The following is a 21,348-nucleotide window of genomic DNA, read 5'->3' as shown; positions in this document are numbered from 1 at the left end:
CGCCGCTACGGCGCCCTTTTTTTGCCCTCGCCCCACCGACTAGATGACGGTCAGCGTCCACCGGACAAGTTCAACCAGAACCTCCGACAGCGCCGCATCGACGCCGGCAACGACAGATTCCGCAGTATCACCGACAACCGGCGCCCCACCCGTCAACGTCTTGACGGCAACGATGCGACCGTTGCGATCGTCCATGATCTTTGCCGAAACCTCGATATGGGCATAACCCCCGCCATCGCCCTCCGGTCGGAATTCGAAAGCGCGAACAGTGGTGAGGATCTGGTAGTCGATTGAAAGCCCCTCGCCGGGCCGCCCCACGGCCTTGGCACGCTTCGATTTTTCGAACGCTTCGATGGCCTTCGCCTGATAGACCTTCGGCATCCGATCCGGCCATTGGGCGTCCGGGTAGTAGGACAGGCGCGATCCGGACGCCACGACGATTCGCTCGCTGTCGAGCGTCTTGAGCGCGCTCGGCTCAGCGATGAGAATCTGTGCAGTTGTCCCCGACGTGAGTCGTGGAATGGAGTCCGGGCCGAACAGCTCAAACGTCTCTGGCGGTGGCCCGCGAAAAAGACTGCATCCACCGAGCAGAGCGGCCATGGCCACCAACGGCAGACTCTGCGTCCACCCCTTCGATCGTGCCCGGAATGCCAACCACGCCCCCTTGAACAGGCGCCGCCGCGCCGAACCCAAATCAGCGGCGATTGTACTCGCGCACCGACGAATTTCCACCAAAGAGCGCCGCGGAGGGATCCCGCGACAAATCGACAATGGCACGATCGATTCGCGCGATTGATGCGCGCAATTCGTTGACCAGCGAAGAAACATCCGACAGCCCACGACCAGAGAAATCGGCAACCCCTCCGAAAATCTCATCCGCACGTAAATCAAAGGTTTCCGCGATCTGGCGGATCGATTTGGCGGCAGCCGAAGCTTCCTGGAAGAAGTTTTGCCCCTCGCCGCCCGAATCGCCCAGGAAGGTGTTGGCCCGCTCGAGGACCGCGTCGAGCTTCTCCGAAGTCCCCTTGAGACGCTCCGACAGGTCTTTTGCATTGGCGATGATCGTGTTCACGTCCTCGGTACGGGCGTTGAGGCTCGCGGCGAATTCATCCGCGTTCGCCGCTATCTCTTTGGCGCTTGCGACGGTCGCACGTGCGTCGGCGACCAGACCATCAAGGTTCGGCGCCGCCTGCTTCAACGCATCGGTGAACTCGCTGATGTTGTTGATGGCAACGTTCACCTGCTCAGCGTTAACCTCATCGACCACGGCTCGCACGTCACCAAGCGTCTCGTTCAGGCCCTCGGAGAAGACCACGAGGTCGTCAGCCACCTCCCTCACCCGTCCCGTGATGCCCTCGATGTCGTCGGTCGAACTGGCGATGCCTGCGACAAGACGATCCGCGTTCTCCACGATAGAGGCAACGTGATCGGGATCGACGGCGGTGATGATGTCGTCCGCTTTGCTGACAACGCTTGTCAGCCGCTCCGAAAGACCCGCTACCGTGTCCGACATCTCGCCGACATTGGCGAGAAAGTCCTGGATCCCGTCAGTGTTGTCGGCGAGCGCGGCGGTGAATGCCTCTACGTTCCGAGCCGTGCCGGTGATGGCCGTTTCGTTGACTTTCAGGAAATCGTCGATGCGGGTAACGATCTCCTCGATCTTGACGATGGTCGTGCTGGCCGCGCCGATCACATCGGCGATCGCCGACGGGCTGCCAACCAAGATTGGCGGGTCTTCGTCGAAGACGCTGACTGCATCTGGCGATCCGCCTTTGATGTCGATGAACGCGACCCCGGTGAGAAGATTCGAGCCAACCTCCGCGTTGGAATCGACTTTGATCGGTGTGTCCTGCCGCACCTCGGCCGTAACGAAGACCTTGTTGGGATCGGCTTGGTCGAACGCCAGTGATGTTACGGTTCCGACCTTGATTCCGGCGAAGAATACGGCGCCGCCGGGAGCCAGACCGCCAACGCTGCCGGTGAACTCGAAGTTGACTGTCGAGCGGATGCCCGTCTCGTCCAGTCGTTTCAGCCAGTAGACGAAGCCGAACGCCAGAGCAATCACGACAAGCGTGAATGCTCCGATTACGGCATAACGTGCGCGGGTTTCCATCCGGGCTCCGATCCTCAGTCGTTGATCCCGCGGGCGCGTGGTCCCCGGAAATACGCGCGCACCCATGGATGATCGAATTGCAGCATATCCGAGAATGCGCCCTCGATAAGGACGTGCTTGTCAGCGAGCACGGCGATGCGATCGCAGATCGTGTGCAGGCTATCGAGATCGTGGGTTACCATGAACACGGTCAGCCCCAAAGTATCGCTGAGGGTTCGGATCAGTTCGTCGAAATCTGCTGCGCTGATCGGATCGAGGCCCGATGTCGGTTCGTCGAGGAAGAGAATATCCGGATCAAGCGCCAGCGCCCGGGCAAGCCCGGCCCGCTTGATCATCCCACCGGACAGCTCGGATGGGAACTTCATGGCAGCATCAGCTGGAAGCCCAACGAGTTCGATCTTGAGCAGCGCCAGTTCGTCCATCAGGCTCTGCGGCAGGCGCAGATGTTCGCGCATCGGAACCTGAACGTTCTGCAACACGGTCAGAGACGAGAACAAGGCACCCTGCTGGAACAGCACACCAAGTCGACGATCCACAGCCTCACGCTGGTCGAGGGTGGCCCGCTCCAGATCGACACCCAGAATTTCGATGGTGCCCGCACGCTTGGGTATCAGGCCAAGGATCGTGCGCAACAGAACCGTCTTGCCGGTCCCCGACGCGCCCACAACGCCGAGAATCTCGCCCCTGTAGGCATCAAGATCGAGGTCCTCGAGGACGTTTGTGTCGCCGAATCCCGACGTCAGGCCGCGAACGCGGATGACCACATGATCGGAGTCAAACCCGGCATTCCCGTTCGCAACTGCCGCGGTCTCATCCATGCTCAGTAGTCGATCGCTGCAAAGAAGATCGCGAAGATGCCATCAGCAACGATCACCATGAAGATAGACTTAACAACCGAGGCCGTGGTCTGACGGCCAAGAGACTCGGAGCTGCCCTGAACATTCAGACCCTCGTTCGCCGCGATGAGCCCGACAATAAGCCCCATGAACGGCGCCTTGATCAGGCCAACCATCAGCGTGCTCATATCCACCGCGTCGCGAAGCAAGAGAATGAAGCGTTCGAAGGGCATGTCGCCGTAGACGAACGCGACAAACGCTCCACCGATCAGCCCGGACATATCGGCGACGAATGTGAGCAGCGGCAGCGCGATCACCAGCGCAACGATCCGCGGCATGATCAGCACTTCGATCGGGTCGAGCCCGATCACTTTGAGCGCGTCGAGTTCCTCTCGCATTTTCATGGAGCCGATTTCGGCGGTATAGGCACTGCCAGACCGCCCAGCCAGCAGGATCGCGGTCAGGAGAACCCCAAGCTCGCGAAGAACGAGAATGCCGACAAGATCGACGACGAAATCTTCGGCGCCGAAGAAGCTGAGCTGAAACACGCCCTGCTGCGCGACGATCCCGCCGATGAGGAACGAGATCAGGGCAATGATGGGAACGGCCTGCAGACCGGTGCGATCGAGGTGGTAGATGATCGACGTGAACCTCAGACGCGACGGCCGGGTCGCGCCGCGGATCAAGCCACCGACCACACCGCCAAGGATCGCCATGGCCTGGACGAAGTCGTGACCGGCGCTGGCTGTTGACTGACCCAGGCGCTCGAGTAGTTCGAGGAACATCGGGCGTCGGCGCGGCGCTTCCGCACCAAAGTCCTGACCGCGCTCGACCGCGGCGAGCAATCGGACAGCGTTTTCCGAGGCACCGGCCAGTGTGACCGCAATGCCCTTTTGTTGAAGCTCCGCCTCTAGGCGCCGGATCAACCATGCACCGGACGTGTCGATCCGCTGCACCGCTGAGAGATCGATGGCAACGGTTCCGGTTGCAGCCCGAATGGCGCGCGCGATCTGCGGCTCAATGCCGGAAACCGTGGCGATGATCCACGGCCCGCCCGCAACGATTCGCGTTTCGCCGTCGACCGTCTGCAGATCGAGCGTCGCTTGCGAAACCGTGCCAATATCTGCCATTCGCCGCAGTCTGCTTCGCCTTGGCCGGCCCGAACGCAGTAGCGACCGACCCGAAAATCCGCGCGGAGTGTGCCCGCGAAGCCGCCGCGCGGCAAGCCGAGTATCGACGAGCGACCAATGGTCTCAAGCCTTGAGGTTTCCATCGAGCGGTGGCCGATCGCCGGCTCATTCACGATTGCCCGTGGCGCCAAGACCGAGGCAACTGTTGTCGTGGCGCAGATAGGCGGCCAAAACGCCATCGGTCGAGGGGAAGCTGTGCCTTACGCCCGCTACGGGGAGACGCCGGAGGGCGTAGTCGCCGGTATCCTCGCGATGAAGCCGCATATCGCTAACGGGATTAACCGAGACGCGCTCAGGCGGGTAATGCCAGCCGGAGCAGCCCGGAACGCTTTGGACTGTGCGCTTTGGGACTTCGAGGCGAAACAGTCCGGCCGATCTGCATCCGAAATCGCCGGCCTTTCGCCGATGAGACCGCTGGAGACGGCTTTCACCCTAAGTCTCGGCACGCCGGAGGCAATGGCGGAAGCCGCTCGTGCAGCCAGCGACCGGCCGGTCCTGAAGGTCAAGCTCGGCGCATCGGGCGACGCGGAACGAATCGCCGCGGTCAGAGCGGCGGTGCCGGACGCGCGCCTCATCGTGGATGCCAACGAGGGCTGGCGTGACGATACGCTGATTGCGAACATCGCAGCCTGCAAGGCGGCCGGCGTTGTTCTCATCGAACAACCGCTACCGGCGAGCGAAGATACCGCGCTGGAAACGGTCGATCATTTTGTACCGATATGTGCGGACGAGAGCTTCCACACCGTCGCCGATCTCACCTCGCTTCGATCACGCTACGATGCGGTCAACGTCAAACTCGACAAGACCGGCGGGTTGACCGAAGCGCTCGAGGCAGTCATCGCGGCGAAATCGATAGGTTTTGGGGTCATGGTCGGATGCATGGTGGGCACATCGCTTGCCATGGCACCGGCAATGCTTGCCGCACAAGCCGCCGACTTTGTCGATCTCGACGGCCCGCTCCTCCTCGCCGAGGATCGGAGTCCTGGGCTGTTCTACGAGGGCGGCACGGTCTATCCGCCCGAATCATCGTTGTGGGGATAGCCGGGCAACACCTACCACGCCGACAGTGCCCGGGAGAGCACCTGATCGTCGACGTTGCCGCCGGACAGGATTACGACAACGATCTTCTCCCGGCAATCGACTCTGCCAGCAAGCAGCGCGGCGAGCGCGACGGCACCGCCCGGTTCAACGATCAGCTTCAGTTCGCGCGCCGCAAGGGCAACAGCTTCGAAGGCATCCCGATCGCTGACGGCGACCGCTTGAGCGCCGTGCTCGCGGTTGATCTCAAAGCTGATCTCACCCGGCGCTTGGGCCATCAGGGCATCGCAGACCGAGCCCGTCGATCGCAGGTTGTCCAGGCGACGGCCGGCCGTGAGCGAGCGGCCGTAATCATCGAAGGCCTCCGGTTCAACCAGAACCACGGTGCATTCGGGAAACGCGGAGCGAACAGCAAGCCCGACGCCGGCTGAAAGACCACCGCCCCCACACGGCGTGACAATCATATCCGGGGATACGTCAAGGGTTTCGACCTGGTCGACGATCTCCAAGCCCACCGTGCCCTGCCCCGCGATGACCTGCAGATTATCAAAGGGATGGATCAAGACCGCCCCAGTCCGATCGACGATTTCATCTGCGATCGTCTCGCGATGTTCTGTCGCACGGTCATACTCAACGACCCGCGCTCCACTCCTCTCCGTGTTGCCGCGCTTTGCAGTAGGCGCGTCGGACGGCATGACGATCGTTGCCTGAATGCCCAAAAGACGCGCCGCTTCCGCAACGCCTTGAGCGTGGTTGCCGGAGGAAACAGCCACAACACCACGCTTTCGCTCCTCCTCACTGAGCGATGCCAAGGCGTTGTACGCGCCTCGAAACTTGAACGATCCGGTGCGCTGCAGATTTTCGCACTTCAACAAGACTCGACCACCCACGCGCGCATTGAGAACAGCGCTCTCGATCAACGGGGTTCGAGCGGCAAGGCCATTCAAACGTCCCTCAGCGGCCCGAATGTCAGTCATCGTCGGAATGGCGCATTTCGTCGGCATCGCCGCCGCTTATCAGCGGCCATCAGCCATCGCAAGAGCTCTGGTTTCGACTGAGAGGTCCTGGGCCGACACCAGATTGTCGAGGAACTGTCGTGCGCAGGCCGGCCAGCTATGCTTCAGTGCGAATTCGCGGCAACGTTCCGCCGGGATATCCAGAGCAGACAGGGCCGCCTGGCGAAGATCGTCGTCAAGCACGCCAACGTCCGTACCGCCGACAACATCAAGCGGTCCAGCAACCGGATAGGCGGCAACCGGCAGACCCGACGCCAGCGCCTCGAGCAAGACGATGCCGTAGGTATCGGTTCGGCTGGGGAAAACAAAGACGTCGGCGTTGGCGTAAGCCTCGGCGAGCGGCTCGCCAGTCAGCACTCCGGGGAACCGTGCATCCGGGTAATCGCGCTTCAGTTCGACCGACGCCGGTCCGTCACCCACCACCATCTTCGAACCGGGGAGGTCAAGATCCAGAAACGCCCTGATGTTTTTCTCAACGGCGACACGGCCGACAAAAAGGAACACCGGCCGCGGCACCTCGTCCGTCCGCGCATTCGGACGCGGACGGAACAGCTCTGCATCAACTCCACGCGACCAAGGTAGAAGCCGCTCGAAGCCGCGACTTCTCAGGTCGTTTTCCAATGATCGGGTAGCGACCATGCAGCCATTACCGGCGTTGTGAAACCAGCGCAGGACGGCATAGCTGAGCTTTGGGGAAATCGGCCAACGAGCTGCGACGTACTCCGGGAACCGTGTGTGGAACGATGTCGTGAATTTGCGTCGATTGCGAAGACACCAACGACGGACGCCGAAGCCAATGGGTCCTTCCGTTGCGATGTGAATTGCATCCGGCTTGGCGGCGGCGGCCATCGCACCGATTTTCCCGGGCGTGGTTATGGCCAAACGAATCTCTGGATAGGTCGGCGCCGGTATCGTCCTGAACAGGTCAGGCGTCAGCATCGCCACATCGACCCCGAACCGTTGGAGCTCAGTGCTGACGCGCTCCAAGGTTCGTACAACGCCGTTGACCTGCGGCCGCCACGCGTCGGTAGCGAGCAGTAACTTCACTCGGCCGCCTCAATCACCCGGTCTTCGTCGACCTCGGTGTATTCGGAGGGCCGCTCGGCAAGCTCGGTCCACCGGATGATCTCGAGACGCCCGTCATGATGTTCCGCAACGGCTGTGCAGCTCTCGACCCAATCGCCGGTGTTGACGTAGCGAAAGCCCCCAGACTCGTCGATGTGGGCATGGTGGATGTGCCCACACACAACACCGTCTGCTCCAACACGTTTCGCCTCGGCGGCCAACGCATCTTCAAACGCGCCGATGTAGTTCACGGCGTTCTTGACGCGCAGCTTCAGCCAAGCGGACAGCGACCAGTAAGGTAGCCCTAGCCGCCGACGGAGGCGATTGAAGAGTGTGTTGACACCGAGCACGGCGGTGTACGCGCCGGCACCGAAATGCGCGAGCCACTGGGCGTGTCGGACAACGACGTCGAACTGATCCCCGTGGATGACCAGCAGCTTGTCACCGTTCGCCAGTTCGTGGATAGCGGAGTCGGCAACTTCCACGCCGCCGAAATGGGTACCGACATAACTGCGCAGGAACTCGTCGTGGTTGCCAGGCACGTAGACGATCCGAGACCCCTTGCGCCCTTTCCGAAGCAGCTTTTGAACGACGTCGTTGTGCTCTTGCGGCCAGTGCCAGCTTTTCTTGAGCCGCCAACCGTCAACGATGTCGCCCACGAGAAAGACGGTCTCCGCATCGTGGTAGCGCAGAAAATCGAGCAGCAAGGTCGCTTGGCAACCCCGGCATCCCAGATGGACATCCGAGAGGAACAGGGTCCGGAAATGTCGCGGCTGAGGGGTGGTCACGATCACCGAAGCGCACCGCTTCTTCGTGAATGATTGCTCGCATCTACCTGATTCGAAAGACAGTTCTGTGACGGTTGTGGCCCTGGTCGATCGAAAGCCCAGCCGTGTGATCGCGCGCTCCCATCGACCGGTTAGGCGTCAAACGCTGATCGACCAATCAAATCAAGGTCGGCAGGACCGAAGCGATCAGCAGGACGGCCATTGCGATGTTGAAGACCTGGCGGCGACGGTCGTCGGCGAGCAGGCGAGCGATCGCCGTCCCGAACAGGCACCAGACAACTCCGTTGGGCAGACAAACCAGACCGAAGGCGAGCGCGATGATGCCGACCTGCAGGACCGGATCGCCACCCGGCGTGGTGAACAAGGTTGTTGCCCCAAATATCAAAGCCCAGGCCTTTGGATTGACCCATTGGAAGGCCATGGCTTCGAACATGGTCATTGGCCGAGATCGTACCATTCGCGATTCTGGTCGGCCGGCCTGAGCGATCCGCCACGCCAGGAAAAGCAGATACGCAAACGCGACATATTTCAGGATGTCATGGACTAGGGGATAAGTCTCGAACACTGAATCCAGACCCAACCCGACCGCTGCGATCATCAGCGGAAAGCCGAGGGCAATACCGATGATGTGCTGAAGCGTGCGCGCCAGTCCCCAGTTGGCGCCGGACACGAGCACCATGAAGTTGTTCGGTCCGGGCGTCACCGTCGCCGCGACGACGAAGCCGAAAAGGGGTAGGAGCGTTTCAGGTCGCATGGTGTATATCTTTAGGTAAATAATACTGACCTTTTTGTCGTCGCGCCAGGGCTTGTTAGATTCGCCAAGCGAGACGAAGCGTTTTCGGCGTAACACCTTGAGCAAGAGAGCCAAAAAGGTTAGTCGATCACCCGTCGCGGAGGCGACCGAAAACCCCTCATCTCACCGGGTGGCGGAACATCACATCTTAACAGCGCGCGTTGTGAGCCGGGTCGATACCGCCATCCACTCAACCGCGCCGCTGAACAGCGTCACAAGACTTAGGAGAACAACAGCCGATGAAACTGCTCCGTTTCGGCCCCAAGGGCCGCGAGAAACCCGGCATCCTCGACAAGCAGGGCGTCGCCCGGGACCTGAGCGGGGTCATCGACGACATCACGCCGGAGACCCTCGCCGCCGGCGCTATTGCCAAAGCCCGGAAAATCGATCCGGAGACTCTGCCGAAAGTCTCGTCCCGCTCCCGGATCGGCGCCTGCGTCGGCAAAGTACGACACTTCATCGCGATCGGCCTCAACTACGTCGACCACGCTAAGGAGACGAACTCGCCGATCCCGGAGGAGCCAATCATCTTCAGCAAAGCGCCGAGCTGCATCGTTGGGCCGAACGACGATGTGGTGATCCCGCATCGGTCGAAGAAGACCGACTGGGAAGTCGAGCTCGCGGTAATCATCGGCCGCGGCGGCTATATGATCGACGAAAAGAAAGCGATGTCGCACGTCGCCGGCTACGCGGTTTGTCATGACGTCTCCGAACGCGAGCATCAACTCGAACGGGGCGGGACATGGATGAAGGGCAAGGGCTCGCCCACCTTCGGCCCGCTTGGCCCTTGGCTCGTGACGCGGGACGAAGTGAAAGACCCGCAAAACCTCGACATGTTCCTCGAGGTCAACGGCAAGCGGATGCAGAACGGCAATACCCGAACGATGATCTTCGGGGTGCCGCACCTAGTGAGCTATCTCAGCCGTTTCATGTTGCTTGAGGCGGGCGATGTCATCACGACCGGCACGCCACCCGGCGTTGGCATGGGACTGAAGCCGAAACCGAAGTACCTCAAAGGCGGCGAAACCGTCCGCCTCGGCATCGAGGGCCTCGGTGAACAGGTCCAGAAAGTCGTCAAATACAAGCCGTAAACTTGCCGCGATAACGCCGACGGGGCTACCGCTTCTCATCCCCTATCTCGGCGAGGATCTTGCGAAGCAAGCCGGCGGCCTCCTGACGCTCCTGTTCCGACATCGCGGCGAGATCGGCATCGACGCTGATCTTGCCGCGATGCTCAGCAATCCGGCCGGCTTTCTCTATGATGTTGTCGAGCGTATCGATCACCCGGAAAGTCGACACCGGGTAAGCAATGCCTTTGACCGATATGGTCCCCTGCTCCTCGCAAGCGATCTGGTCCTTGATCAACTCGTACGTCTCTCCGGATACCAGGATCGATCCGGGCTCCGCGGCACCTTCTAGCCTCGACGCAAGGTTCACGGGTCCACCGATGATCGTATAGTCCATTCGGTTTTCGCTGCCGAAGTTGCCGACGGTGCAGAACCCCGTCGTGATCCCGATTCGGCAGCGCAGCGGTCGCGTGAAGCCGAGCGCCCGCCAAGAGTCGGCGAGTTCGGCGAGCCGGTTCTGCATGGCGATCGCCATCTTGACGCAAGCCACGGCGTCCGCCTGAAGACCACGCGACACCGGATCGCCGAAGAAGATCATGATCGCGTCGCCGACGAACTTGTCGATCGTCGCACCATGCGCCAACGCGATGTTGGACATCTCCGTGAGGTAGTGATTGAGGATCTGGGTGAGATCCTCCGATTCGAGACGATCGGCGGTCTCGGTGAAGCCAACGAGGTCGCTGAAGAAAACCGTCAGCTTCTTTCGTTTGCCGGCGACCACTGCCGCCTGCTCGCCGGTGAAGATTGACTGATACACCTGCGGCGACAAGTACTTGGAGAGCTGGTTGGAGAGCTGCTCAAGCGCCTGCGATTTTTCCGCGAGTTCGGTCTCGCGTTCTTTCATCTCAGTGATGTCGGAATAGACCGCGACGACGCCGCCTTCGGCCGTGACGCGCTCGCTGACCATGATCCAGATTCCATCGGTCCGTTGCATGATCTTCGGTTCGCCCGGATTCCGATGGGCCTCCATCCTTTCATGGAACCACTCCTCGTCCCGGCCCTGCGCCTCGGCGATGTAACCCTTCGCCAACGCCTTTCGAAGGATTTCGGTGAAGGTGATACCGGGCTTGATCTCCGAGCGGATTTCCGGATGGACGAGGCGGCCATACATCTCGTTGCACACAACAAGCCGATCATCGGCGTCGTAGAGGGAAAACGCCTCAGAGATGCTCTCGATCGCGTCCTGTAGGCGGCTTCGCGCTGCTTCGATCTCGCGCAGGTTGGACTTCTGGATCTGAACGGTGATGTCGCGGAAGACGCTGAGCGCCTCCGCCATGCGACCGAGCTCGTCACTCCGGTCGCGCCCAGGAATTTCAATGGACGTGTCACCATCGGCGAGCACCGACATCGATTTCGTGATCGATTCGATCGGTCGAACGATCCCCGGTCTGACATAGAGGTACATCACAAGCACGGCGCCGAGAAGACTTCCGATGGCGACGACGACGATCAGCCACCGCCCGTCGGCCGCAACGTCTTCCGCCGCGCTCCCGACCGTGGCACTGTCCGCTTCCGCGACCGCCACCAGCTCCGCGACATGCGTATGGAACTCGTCCGACTGGACTCGCGCAGCGTCAAGGGACACCTGCGCCGACTCTATGTCGAGGAGCTCCGAGCGGCGGATCGTGAAGAGATTATCGTGCCCTTTGCCGAGTTGGAGAATGACGCCCACCGTGCTGCGCAGGTCCTCGAGCCCACGCTCGCCTGACAGCACTGCAAGTGACCTTTCGATCTGACCGGCTGAAGACGTGAAGCGCTCGGCGATCGGGTTCAGGCGATCGATGTCCGACACATTCGCCGCCTCGTTCAGCAAACCCGCCGCCAAGTTCCCTTCGGCCCTCAAAACGAGGAGCGCGTTGAGGGTCATTGCGCCAACATCAACCAACTCGCTGATGCTTGTGGTTTGTTCCGCGATGATGGCCTCAGTCGTCGTGGTTAGCGCTGCCTGGGCCGCATCAATCATCGCATCGACAGTGTCCAGGAACGATTGCTGCGCGACAGCCAATCTCTGAAGGTCGACCTGCACGCCCGGTTCGGGAGCGAAGTCGAGCACCCTCTCGACGGATTCGCGGAGCCCATCCGCGCCTTCGATACCCGCTACCGAATTGGCCAATCTCCGCGCTTCGCTCGACACCGAAGTCGCGGCCGCGACAAGACTGGTCTGGGTTCCTGGTCCGTTGTCATGGGTGAACTCGCGGATGAGACCGGCTGCGCGGTTGATCTCTGCCTTAAGGGACAACAACGCCGTCAGCCGAGCCGCGCCGTCTTCGATGCCCGCCTTGACGGAATCCCCGGCTTCGGCGTTCCGGGCTTCGCTGCCGATCACCATGTCGAAAACTGAATCGTCGATCATGGGTTCGAGGATCTCGAGAAACCGTGTGTGGGTGTCGGACAGTGCCGCCGTCTTAGCCTCGCGCTGCGCCGCCTGAACAATACGGTTCGCCACTGCTCGATCGACCGCGGCCACCTCGCTACGAATGTTCTCAACATCGGTGTCGAGCCCCTGGACGGCATCGGCGTCGAGCCCCAAGGCCCTCCACTCAGCGATCAGACTGGTCAGTGCCTCTCCAATGCTGTCCAGCCGCGCCCGTTCTTCCTGACGTTCCTCCTGAGATCGACTGGTGACAATAGCGGGGGCAGTGGCGGTTATCTCCGCCGTGCGCTCGGCGATTGCGTGCGCCAGCGTGATTTCGAGTACCGTGCCCTCGGTGATCGAAGTCACAGCGCGCTCGACTTCGCCGAAAACCAGCCAAGCAATCACGCCAACCGCCACGGTGAGCGCCGCCATGATGCCAAAGGCCAATGAGAGGCGCGCCTTTATGCCGAAGGTGCGGGTCTGTCCGTCATCGGAAGATGTCATCTGTTCCGACAACCCTCCTGTCCGGTGATTGCCTTGGGCACGGACTGACCGTGGCTACTGGGAGAGACCGGTGTCGACATAGGCGAAGCTCCCGTCGGACGCGATCGCCGTCAGGAAAACAGCATCCGAGCCCTGGTTGTCGTCGCGACCAAACGTCAGCTCCAAACCGTCAATGTCAAAGGATGTTTCGGAGGAGAGCGTATCCAGAAAGGCGCTGCGGGTCGGCTCCGGGCCAATCTGTCGGAGCGCCTCAACGGCGAGCCGGCCGGCAACATAGCCTTCGAGCCCGACGAAGCCGGCTTCCTTCCAGCCAAGGCGCGCTTCCATGTTGGCAACCTGGGCCTCCATTGCGTCCTGGAACGAGCGCGATAGCGGGTCATCGCTGTCGCCATAGAGCGGGACAACCTGCGAAACGACCACTGTAGCAACGACCGGATCCAACTCCGCCGCCAGCGCGTTGGCTCCAACAAATGACACGGTGGCGAACACCGGCTGCATTCCGGCATCCGTCGCCACATGGATGAACTCGGCGGTTGGGTTGTAGGCACCAATGATAATGACAGCCTCAGGGTCGGCGCGACGTAGAGCCAGTACAGCGCGCTTCACGGCCACCGTGTTGCGCATGTATGTGAAGTCGGCGACTGGCTCCAACCCGCGCCGCTCGAGGGCCTCGACAACACCGTTCAGACCCGCCCTGCCGAACGTGTCATCCTGAAAAAGGACGGCAATGCGCAGCAACCCAAGGTCCTGGGTCAGATAGCGGACGAGTTCCTCCGTCTCCTGATCGTAGGATGCACGGACATTCACCACGGTTGACAGGGCATTGTCACGGAGGAAACCCGCACCGGTGAACGGCGCGATGAAAGGCACGGCCATTTCTTCGGCGATAGGCTGGGTAGCACGAGAGGTCGGCGTACCCACCTCACCGATCAGCGCGAAGACGTCGTCTTCCTCGATCAGGCGCCGGGTATTGAGGATCGCTTCCTCGGGTTCGTAGCCATCATCATAGTAGAGCAGTTCGAGCCGCCGACCGTGAACGCCGCCGCTACGGTTGGCTTCGTCAAACGCTGCCACGATTCCGGCACGAAGCGAGAGACCAAGAGACGCGGCCGGTCCGTCGAAAGCGGCCGACTGCCCAAAGACGATGCGGTCAGCATAGACGCCGGGCTCCGCCATGGCGGCCTCGGACCCGGCCACGAACACAGCGAGAGCGCCGCACAGGGCGGCTGCGCGGATCTGGCCGCATCTGACCACCTGTGAACGCAACGCTTCGAAAACCACGGTCACCGGCCGTTCCCTGCCCCTTCGATTGCAGACCGACGCATTCATAATACGCGTCAGGAGTGTGATCCAATGCAACAGAATCGGCAATAACCTCGATCACAGGCTCAGTTGAGAGGTGTCGTCGGCGTCTGTGCACGCTTGGAGCGCGATCGCTCGATACCGAGGCGTCTTTCGCGAAAGATCACAAACAATCCGGCGCCGATCACGATCGCGGTTCCGATCAGCATTCTGTCCGTCGGCCACGTGGCAAACACCAGCCAGCTGACAATCAACGCCCATATCATCGACGTATAGTCGAACGGCGCGATCATACCGGCGCCGCCGTAGCGAAAACTCTGGGTCAGAAGCACCTGTCCGAGTCCGCCAAAGATCCCGGCAGCCACCATAAACAGGAGGTCGATCGGGTCTGGTACCAGCCAACCGAATGGCAAGGTTACGAGGCCAAAGAAAGACGTGAACAACGAGAAATAGACCACGATGGTGCCCGCGCTCTCGTTGTGAACGATCGCCCGCACCTGAGTTGATGTTGCCGCCGCCAAGAACGCCGCCGAGATCGCCACAATCGCTCCGACGGCGCTGCGTTCAGTGGCCCCTGGTTCGGCCTGTGGTCCGACATAGTCGGACACGATAACCATCACGCCGATCAAGCCGACGACGACCGCGGACCAGCGGTAGACGCGTACCTTTTCGCCGAGGAAAATCACCGCCAGGATCACGGTCAGCAGCGGCGCCGCGTAGCCGATAGCCGTGGCATCGGCGATCGGAAGGAGCGAAAGCGCGGTGAATCCCAAGAACATTGTCGCGCCACCGGTAATCGATCGCATGACGTGGCGCGGAAATATCTTCGTGTGGAAGACCGATGGCCACTGCCCCCGCCAGATCACCCAAATGAACACTGGTATCAGTGCGAAGAAGCTACGGAAGAAGACCAGTTCGCCGATAGGATAGCGCGCGCTGGCCAGCTTGATCAGCGTGGCCATCGCGGTGAACGCAAGCGTCGAAGCGACCTTGAGCGCAATACCGACGAGCGGTTGCGCGTGCTCTGGCGGGGTCATGAATGAGAGTGATTTGACCACGCCCGACGATCGCCCGCAAGTCCAACGCGAGGGACGCGGTCCGCATTAACGCGACTGTGCACGTCGGGGGCGGCGGTCGCGCCTGCCCTAGGGTAAACCGCGCCTGGCTCAGAGCCCGTTTTGAATGGCGGTCCAGACCTTCTCAGGCGTCGCCGGCATGTCGATGGCGGTAATGCCATAGCCCCGGTTCAACGCATCGGCGATCGCGTTCATCACCGCCGGACACGAACCGATCGATCCGGCCTCGCCGGCGCCCTTGATGCCGAAGGCGTTAGTCTTCGATGGGACGTTTCGGGTCTCGAAAACGAAGTCGGGAATGCCGTCCGCGCGTGGCATGGTGTAGTCTAGGAACGACGCGGACAGGAGCTGTCCCTCCGAATCGTAGACCGTGTGCTCGTAGAGCGCTTGGCCGATTCCCTGAACGATTCCGCCGTGAACCTGCCCTTCGAGCAGCATTGGGTTCACCGTTGCCCCGAAGTCGTCAACGATCCAATAGCCGACGATGGTCGTCACGCCGGTCTCGGGATCGATCTCGACCTCGGCGATATGGCTACCGTTCGGATAAGTTGGTTCGGGTTGTTCGAACTCGTCGTCGAAGGCGGTGAGCTTGCTCGGATCGGGCGCTGATTTGGCAAGTTCGGCCAACGACATGCCGCGGTTCGTGCCAGTCACCCTGATCATTCCGTCGGCAAGGTCGAGCTCCTCAACGGAGGCCTCCAGCGGCACGGCGGCTATTGCTTTGACCTGTGCCGCGAGTTTCACGGCCGCGTTGTGCACCGAGACGGCGCCGAGGGGCACCGATCGCGACCCACCCGTTCCATCGCCGTTCGCGACCTGGTCGGTATCGCCCTGGACCAGCTTGATCTTGTCGTATTCGAGGCCGAGCTGACCGACGATGAACTGCGCGTAGGCGGTGGCGTGGCCCTGTCCATTGGTTTGAGTGCCGATGAACAGCGTCACCGTGCCGTCCTCCTCGAGACGGAGTGTCGCCTCCTCGGTGCCCGGAAACGCGCAGGCCTCGACATAGGTACCGATGCCGAAACCGCGGAGCTTCCCGTCTTGCTTTGCTTTGGCGACACGGTCGTCGAAGCCGTCCCAATCAGCAAGCGACAGAGCCTTCGTCAGGTGTCCATCGAACTCACCCGTATCGAAGATACGCCCGCCTTGCGTCTCGTAGGGCAACGCTTCCGGCTTGATGAAATTCCGCCGGCGAATCTCGACGGGTCCGAGCCCCGTGTCGCGACCGCACTGATCGACCAACCGTTCGATCAGATACGCGGCCTCGGGACGACCGGCGCCGCGATAGGCGTCAACTGGGACCGTGTTGGTATAAATGCCGCGGCAGAGAGCATACATGTGCGGGATGTCGTAAACGCCGGTCAGCATCGTCAGTCCGCCTTCGGGGATGAACGGCCCGAACTGGGACAGGTAGGCGCCCATATTGGCGAGCAGATCGACCCGCATCGCGAGGAAGTGACCCTCCTCATCCATCGCCATCTCGGCGACGGCGAAATTGTCGCGACCGTGCGTATCGACCAGGAAGTGTTCGCTCCGGTCGCCGATCCATTTCACCGGTGCCTCCAGCCGTTTGGCCGCAATCGCGGCCAAGGGGTACTCGTGATAGCAAAACGCCTTGGTCCCGAATCCACCGCCGACATCGGGCGTGATCACGCGCACTTTGTTCGACGGGATTTTCAGGATGTCCTTGGCAATGCGGTCCCGCATGCCGTGGCCGCCCTGGGTGCCAAGCGTGATTGTGTAGCGGTCGGCTTCGGGATCGTACTCCGCGATGACGCCGCGGGGTTCCATGTAGTTGGCGACCAGGCGGTTATTGACAATCTCGATCCGCGAGATCTTCGCGGCGCGTAGCATCGCCGCGTCGGTAGCGCCCTTGCCTCCGCGCGCGCAAGTGAAAGCGACATTGCTGTCGAAGTCGGGCCATACCTGTGGCGAACCGCCTTCCAGCGCCCTGTGCATATCGACAACCGCCGGAAGTGCATCGTAGTCGACTTCGATCGCCTCCGCGGCGGTCTTCGCCTGCTCCACCGTGTCGGCCACAATGAACGCGATAGGATCACCAACGTGCCGAACCACATCGCCGTTCAGCAGCGGGTGATGCGGCATCTTGGGGTGGGTGCCATCGATCTGGCGAATCTTGCCTTTGCAGGGCAGCCCGCCGATGCCGTCAAGATCATCGCTGGTCATAACCAGTCGGACACCCGGCATCGCCCGCACCTCCGCGAGGTCCCCGAGCGTGATCCGCGCGTGTGCCATCGCCGACCGCAGAACGACGGCATGGAGCACCCCATCCGGCACGATATCGTCGGTGAACTGACCAGCGCCGATCAGCAGCGCTCTGTCCTCGGTGCGGCGGGCGCGCGCGCCCATCCCGTATTTCGGCGGTGCACTCAGGTTCATCGCTCGCATCGGCCCGCGGGCCGCCCCATACTTTGCAGTGTCGACGGAGCCGGCCGGGTGAAGAACACCGGTCGACCGACATATCCGACCAGATAGCCTCGCCGAACGCAACTCAAACCGAACGGACGCTCCGCAGCCTGATTTTGCCCCGGTTGAGCACCTGGGTTAGTAACCCGCTAGAAAGACAGCAAGGAAACGCCGGTCATGATTGATGATCCACCGCTTCTCACCGTCCGCCGCGCGTTTCCGCGCCCCTCCGCCGCGCAAGTCGCGGCTTTCTCCGGCGTCCCGACGGGTAATGTCGTCGATGCCATGAAAGGGTCCGGTGCGCTTGATGTTCGAATCAAGCCGATCGGCGGTCCGGCCTCGTTTTGTGGCGTGGCGGTCCCGTGCAGCGACGGCCCAAGCGACAATCTTGCGACCTGCGGGGCACTCGATGTGGTCCAGCCCGGTGACGTGATCGTCTCCGCGTCGGGTGAATTCACCGGAGCGGCGGTGATCGGCGACCTTCTGCTTGGCATGATGAAAAACTCCGGCTGCGCAGCGTTTGTCACCGATGGATGCGTCCGCGACATCGCCGGGATTCGGGCGGTCGGGCTTCCGTGCTTTGCTGCGGGGGTGACGCCCAACTCGCCTGTGCGTAATGGTCCAGGCACCATTGGACTACCAGTCATCGCCGGAGGCGTTCAGGTAGGCCCGGGCGATATCGTCGTCGGCGACGAAGACGGCGTCGTCATCGTTCCGTTTGACCGTATCGATACGGTTATCTCCGCCCTCGCGGTGGTGCGGGCGGCGGAAGCGGATCTTGAGGCAAAAGTGAAAGACGGGCTCCGCATCGCGAACTTCATCCAGTCGCGGATCGACGCCGGGCTCTTCGACGAAATCGACTGATCGCCCTCAGCTTCGCGGCAGCGGCGGATTGAGAACCAGGTCCGGACCGAGATCGGCGAGACGGCTGACGCCGCATAACCCCATCACGCGATCGATTTCACTGCGGTAGATCTCGAGCACGCGGGCGACGCCGGCCTCACCGGCCACCGACAGTCCCCAGAGCTGAGGACGTCCGATCAGGCAGGCGGTGGCACCGAGGCACAACGCCCGCACCGCGTCGACACCGCGACGAATGCCGCCGTCGATCAGCACCGGGATGCGCTCGTCGACCGCGGCGACCACGCCGGGTAGCGCCTCGATCGCTGACGCTGCGCCGTCGAGCTGGCGCCCCCCGTGGTTCGATACGATCACCGCATCGACGCCGTGATCCGCCGCTGCGCGACCTTCGTCGGGGTGCAAGACGCCCTTCAGAATCAGCGGCCCCTTCCAGTGTTTCTTGAGCTCTTCGACATCGGCCCAGGACATACCCGGATCGAACAGCTCAGCAACCCGGACGTTCCGTGGCGGAAGCTCCATCTTCTTGCCATCGCGTACGTAGTTGGCGAACCCAACCCCCCGCAGCGCGTGCCGCATCCGCCAGAGCCAGCCGACCTTGATCGCCATGCCAGCGACCTGAACCGGGCCGAGGCGGGGCGGGATGTTGAATCCGTTTTTGAGGTCGCGCTCGCGATTGCCGGGGAACTGATTGTCGATCGTCAGGATCAGGCCGTGATAACCGGCCGCCGCGGCACGATCGGCCAGTTCTCTAGTGAAGCCACGATCGCGGTAGATGAAGATCTGCATGTACCGCGGTTCCACGTCGACCTCAGCAAGGCCTTCCAGCGTGCAGACCGACGCGTGACTGAGGCAGAAACCGGCGCCAGCCGCCTTGGCAGCGCGTGCCGCACAGCGCTCACCGTCCGGCCAGAACAGGCCGGAAAGGCCCGTCGGGCCAATCAGAACCGGCATCGACAATCGATGCCCGAAGAGCGTTAGCGACAGGTCCCGCGTCGCAGCACCATCCAGCGGCTTCGGCAGAAGCGCAATATCGTCGAAGGCAGACTCGTTTCGGTGGACGGTCCACTCGTCTTCCGCCGCACCGTCGGCAAGATCGAACACTGCGCGTGGCAGAGTGCGGCGCGCCCGCGCCCGCATTTGCGAGACACTGTTGATGCGGCCGAGGGTGTCGGTGTTCATCTAAATTCGAAGGGGAAAGGAGAAGTCATTGATGTCGTGTCAGACTTGGCGCAGCAGTCTGGCTGCCTCGATCAGGCCGGCGGTGGATGAATCGCTACGGTCCGGCTGAACATCACCATCGACCATCGGGAGGATCGCCTTCGCCAAGGTTTTGCCGAGTTCAACCCCCCACTGGTCGAAAGAGTTGATCCCCCAGATCACCCCCTGGACGAAGATCTTGTGCTCGTAAAGAGCGATAACCTTGCCAAGCGTTTCCGGATCGAGCTGTCGGTAGAGCAAGGTGTTCGATGGTCGATTGCCTGGGAATACCTTGTGTGGGGCGAGTTTCTCGATTTCATGAGCCGGCATGCCCTGAGCCGTCATCTCTTCCCGCGCTTCGGCGATCGTTCGACCCCGCATCAGCGCCTCGCTTTGCGCGAAGCAGTTGGCAATCAGTAGCGCTTGGTGACCGCCGTCATCGACCTGGTCCGAGAGGGCGCCGACAAGAAAGTCGCATGGGATCACATCGGTGCCCTGGTGCAGCAGTTGATAGAACGCGTGCTGACCGTTGGTGCCGGGCTCGCCGAACACCAGCGGGCCGGTCTCCCCCATCACCGTGGCACCACCGGCCATACGCACCCGTTTGCCATTTGACTCCATGTCGAGCTGCTGCAGATACGCCGGCAACCGTTCGAGCCGTTGCTCGTAGGGCAACACCGCATAGGCTGGGAAATCCCAGATGTTGCGATACCAGATGCCGAGGAGGGCGAGGATCACCGGCAGGTTGCGATCCAACGGCTCGATCCGGAAATGGTCATCCATCGCCCGACCGCCGGCCAAAAACCGCGTGAAGTTCGCTGATCCGATAGCGATCATCAGTGGCAAGCCGATCGCTGACCAGATCGAATAGCGGCCCCCGACCCAATCCCAGAAACCGAACACGCGATCCGGCGCGATTCCGAACGCGGCCACTTTGTCGAGGGCAGTCGACATCGCGGCGAAATGGTCGCCGACCGCATCTTCGCCAACGCGGTCAACCACCCAGGCCCGCGCCGTGGCGGCGTTGGTCATCGTCTCGATCGTGGTGAACGTCTTCGAGGCGACCAGAAACAGCGTTCGATCCGGGTCGAGACCCGCCAGCGTGTCGCGGATGTCAGCACCGTCGACATTGCTGACAAAGTGAAGGCGGGGGCCGTCACAGTATGGCGTCAGCGCCCGCACCGCCATCCGCGGGCCGAGGTCGGAGCCGCCGATGCCGATGTTCACGACATCGGTGAATGCTCCGCCGGCACCCCTTATCGTTCCGTCCCGCACCCCTTCGGCAAACTGCGCCATGGCGTTCAGGACGGCGTGAACCTCAGGTACGACGTTATGTCCGCCTGATCGAAACACTTCGTCCGGCATGGCGCGGAGTGCCACGTGCAGCACCGAACGGTTTTCGGTCTTGTTGATCGCCTCGCCCCCGAACATCGCGGTCCGATGACCCACTAGATCGGCGGCCTTGGCCAACGCGAGAAGATGATCCATCGTCTCGTCGTCGATCAGGTTTTTCGAATAATCCAGAAGGAGATCGCCGAATGCGATCGAGTATCGGTCGAAGCGTTCCGGATCGGTGCTGAAGCGCTCGCGCAGAGATACCTTGGCAACCGCCGGCCGGTGCGCCTCCAGCGCGGCAAATGCCCTGACCATGTCTGAATT

17 protein-coding genes are annotated in these 21,348 nt (G+C 61.8%); 3 read left to right on the top strand and 14 right to left on the bottom strand.

The window, feature by feature from the left end:
* Positions 1 to 39 precede the first annotated feature (39 nt).
* The 4 genes from ACO076_RS11575 to ACO076_RS11560 all read right to left on the bottom strand — a co-directional run bounded on the left by ACO076_RS11575 (position 40) and on the right by ACO076_RS11560 (position 4,079).
* The gene (locus tag ACO076_RS11575; RefSeq protein ID WP_421722986.1) at positions 40 to 600 is read right to left on the bottom strand and encodes an ABC-type transport auxiliary lipoprotein family protein; all 561 of its coding nucleotides are present in this window, start codon (positions 598 to 600) and stop codon (positions 40 to 42) included.
* A gap of 94 nt (positions 601 to 694) precedes the next feature.
* Positions 695 to 2,113: an MlaD family protein gene (locus ACO076_RS11570; RefSeq protein ID WP_421722985.1), complete on the bottom strand. Its 1,419-nt coding sequence runs from the start codon at positions 2,111 to 2,113 to the stop codon at positions 695 to 697.
* Positions 2,114 to 2,127: 14 nt separating this feature from the next.
* Positions 2,128 to 2,931 carry an ABC transporter ATP-binding protein gene (locus ACO076_RS11565; RefSeq protein WP_421722984.1) on the bottom strand — a complete coding sequence of 268 codons (804 nt, stop codon included), beginning with the start codon at positions 2,929 to 2,931 and terminating at the stop codon, positions 2,128 to 2,130.
* Between the two features lie 2 nt (positions 2,932 to 2,933).
* Positions 2,934 to 4,079, bottom strand: coding sequence for an ABC transporter permease (locus ACO076_RS11560; protein WP_421722983.1), 1,146 nt, complete (start codon positions 4,077 to 4,079; stop codon positions 2,934 to 2,936).
* A 117-nt stretch (positions 4,080 to 4,196) separates the two neighbouring features.
* Here ACO076_RS11560 and dgcA point away from each other — a divergent pair, with 117 nt between their 5' ends.
* Positions 4,197 to 5,180 carry an N-acetyl-D-Glu racemase DgcA gene (dgcA, locus tag ACO076_RS11555; protein ID WP_421722982.1) on the top strand — a complete coding sequence of 328 codons (984 nt, stop codon included), beginning with the start codon at positions 4,197 to 4,199 and terminating at the stop codon, positions 5,178 to 5,180.
* A gap of 11 nt (positions 5,181 to 5,191) precedes the next feature.
* Here dgcA and ACO076_RS11550 read toward each other — a convergent pair whose 3' ends face one another.
* The 4 genes from ACO076_RS11550 to ACO076_RS11535 all read right to left on the bottom strand — a co-directional run bounded on the left by ACO076_RS11550 (position 5,192) and on the right by ACO076_RS11535 (position 8,800).
* Positions 5,192 to 6,154, bottom strand: a complete 963-nt coding sequence (locus ACO076_RS11550; RefSeq protein WP_421722981.1) for a threonine ammonia-lyase — start codon at positions 6,152 to 6,154, stop codon at positions 5,192 to 5,194.
* A 39-nt stretch (positions 6,155 to 6,193) separates the two neighbouring features.
* Positions 6,194 to 7,240 carry a glycosyltransferase family 4 protein gene (locus tag ACO076_RS11545; protein WP_421722980.1) on the bottom strand — a complete coding sequence of 349 codons (1,047 nt, stop codon included), beginning with the start codon at positions 7,238 to 7,240 and terminating at the stop codon, positions 6,194 to 6,196.
* Entirely contained in the window at positions 7,237 to 8,052 is an 816-nt protein-coding gene (locus tag ACO076_RS11540) for a UDP-2,3-diacylglucosamine diphosphatase (RefSeq protein WP_421722979.1), read from the bottom strand. Before ACO076_RS11540 ends, ACO076_RS11545 begins: the two co-directional genes overlap by 4 nt.
* Before the next feature lie 151 nt (positions 8,053 to 8,203).
* A complete protein-coding gene (locus ACO076_RS11535) occupies positions 8,204 to 8,800 on the bottom strand; it encodes a LysE family translocator (protein WP_421722978.1) in 597 nt (198 codons plus the stop codon).
* A gap of 278 nt (positions 8,801 to 9,078) precedes the next feature.
* On the opposite strand from ACO076_RS11535, the gene ACO076_RS11530 reads away from it, so the two are divergent.
* Positions 9,079 to 9,930: a fumarylacetoacetate hydrolase family protein gene (locus tag ACO076_RS11530; protein ID WP_421722977.1), complete on the top strand. Its 852-nt coding sequence runs from the start codon at positions 9,079 to 9,081 to the stop codon at positions 9,928 to 9,930.
* Between the two features lie 25 nt (positions 9,931 to 9,955).
* On the opposite strand, the gene ACO076_RS11525 is transcribed toward ACO076_RS11530, so the two are convergent.
* From ACO076_RS11525 to ACO076_RS11510, 4 genes are all read right to left on the bottom strand, one after another.
* Complete coding sequence (locus ACO076_RS11525; RefSeq protein ID WP_421722976.1) at positions 9,956 to 12,826, bottom strand: adenylate/guanylate cyclase domain-containing protein; 2,871 nt, start codon at positions 12,824 to 12,826, stop codon at positions 9,956 to 9,958.
* A 54-nt stretch (positions 12,827 to 12,880) separates the two neighbouring features.
* Positions 12,881 to 14,113: an ABC transporter substrate-binding protein gene (locus ACO076_RS11520; RefSeq protein ID WP_421722975.1), complete on the bottom strand. Its 1,233-nt coding sequence runs from the start codon at positions 14,111 to 14,113 to the stop codon at positions 12,881 to 12,883.
* A 101-nt stretch (positions 14,114 to 14,214) separates the two neighbouring features.
* A complete protein-coding gene (locus tag ACO076_RS11515; RefSeq protein WP_421722974.1) occupies positions 14,215 to 15,186 on the bottom strand; it encodes a DMT family transporter in 972 nt (323 codons plus the stop codon).
* 108 nt (positions 15,187 to 15,294) lie between these two features.
* Positions 15,295 to 17,604 carry a xanthine dehydrogenase family protein molybdopterin-binding subunit gene (locus ACO076_RS11510; RefSeq protein ID WP_421722973.1) on the bottom strand — a complete coding sequence of 770 codons (2,310 nt, stop codon included), beginning with the start codon at positions 17,602 to 17,604 and terminating at the stop codon, positions 15,295 to 15,297.
* Between the two features lie 204 nt (positions 17,605 to 17,808).
* Between ACO076_RS11510 and ACO076_RS11505 the strand changes: the two genes are divergently transcribed.
* On the top strand, positions 17,809 to 18,495 hold the full coding sequence (locus tag ACO076_RS11505) for an RraA family protein (protein WP_421722972.1): 687 nt from the start codon (positions 17,809 to 17,811) through the stop codon (positions 18,493 to 18,495).
* Between the two features lie 6 nt (positions 18,496 to 18,501).
* Here the strand turns inward: ACO076_RS11505 and ACO076_RS11500 are convergent, their stop codons facing one another.
* Positions 18,502 to 19,671, bottom strand: coding sequence for an alpha-hydroxy acid oxidase (locus tag ACO076_RS11500; RefSeq protein ID WP_421722971.1), 1,170 nt, complete (start codon positions 19,669 to 19,671; stop codon positions 18,502 to 18,504).
* 39 nt (positions 19,672 to 19,710) lie between these two features.
* The gene (gene pgi / locus ACO076_RS11495; RefSeq protein ID WP_421722970.1) at positions 19,711 to 21,339 is read right to left on the bottom strand and encodes a glucose-6-phosphate isomerase; all 1,629 of its coding nucleotides are present in this window, start codon (positions 21,337 to 21,339) and stop codon (positions 19,711 to 19,713) included.
* Between the last annotated feature and the right edge of the window lie 9 nt (positions 21,340 to 21,348).

Source organism: Bauldia sp., from assembly GCF_965232525.1.
Lineage (GTDB): Bacteria > Pseudomonadota > Alphaproteobacteria > Rhizobiales > Kaistiaceae > Bauldia.
Note: the sequence above shows the minus strand (reverse complement) of the source record. Positions and strands in the feature narration are given on the sequence as shown.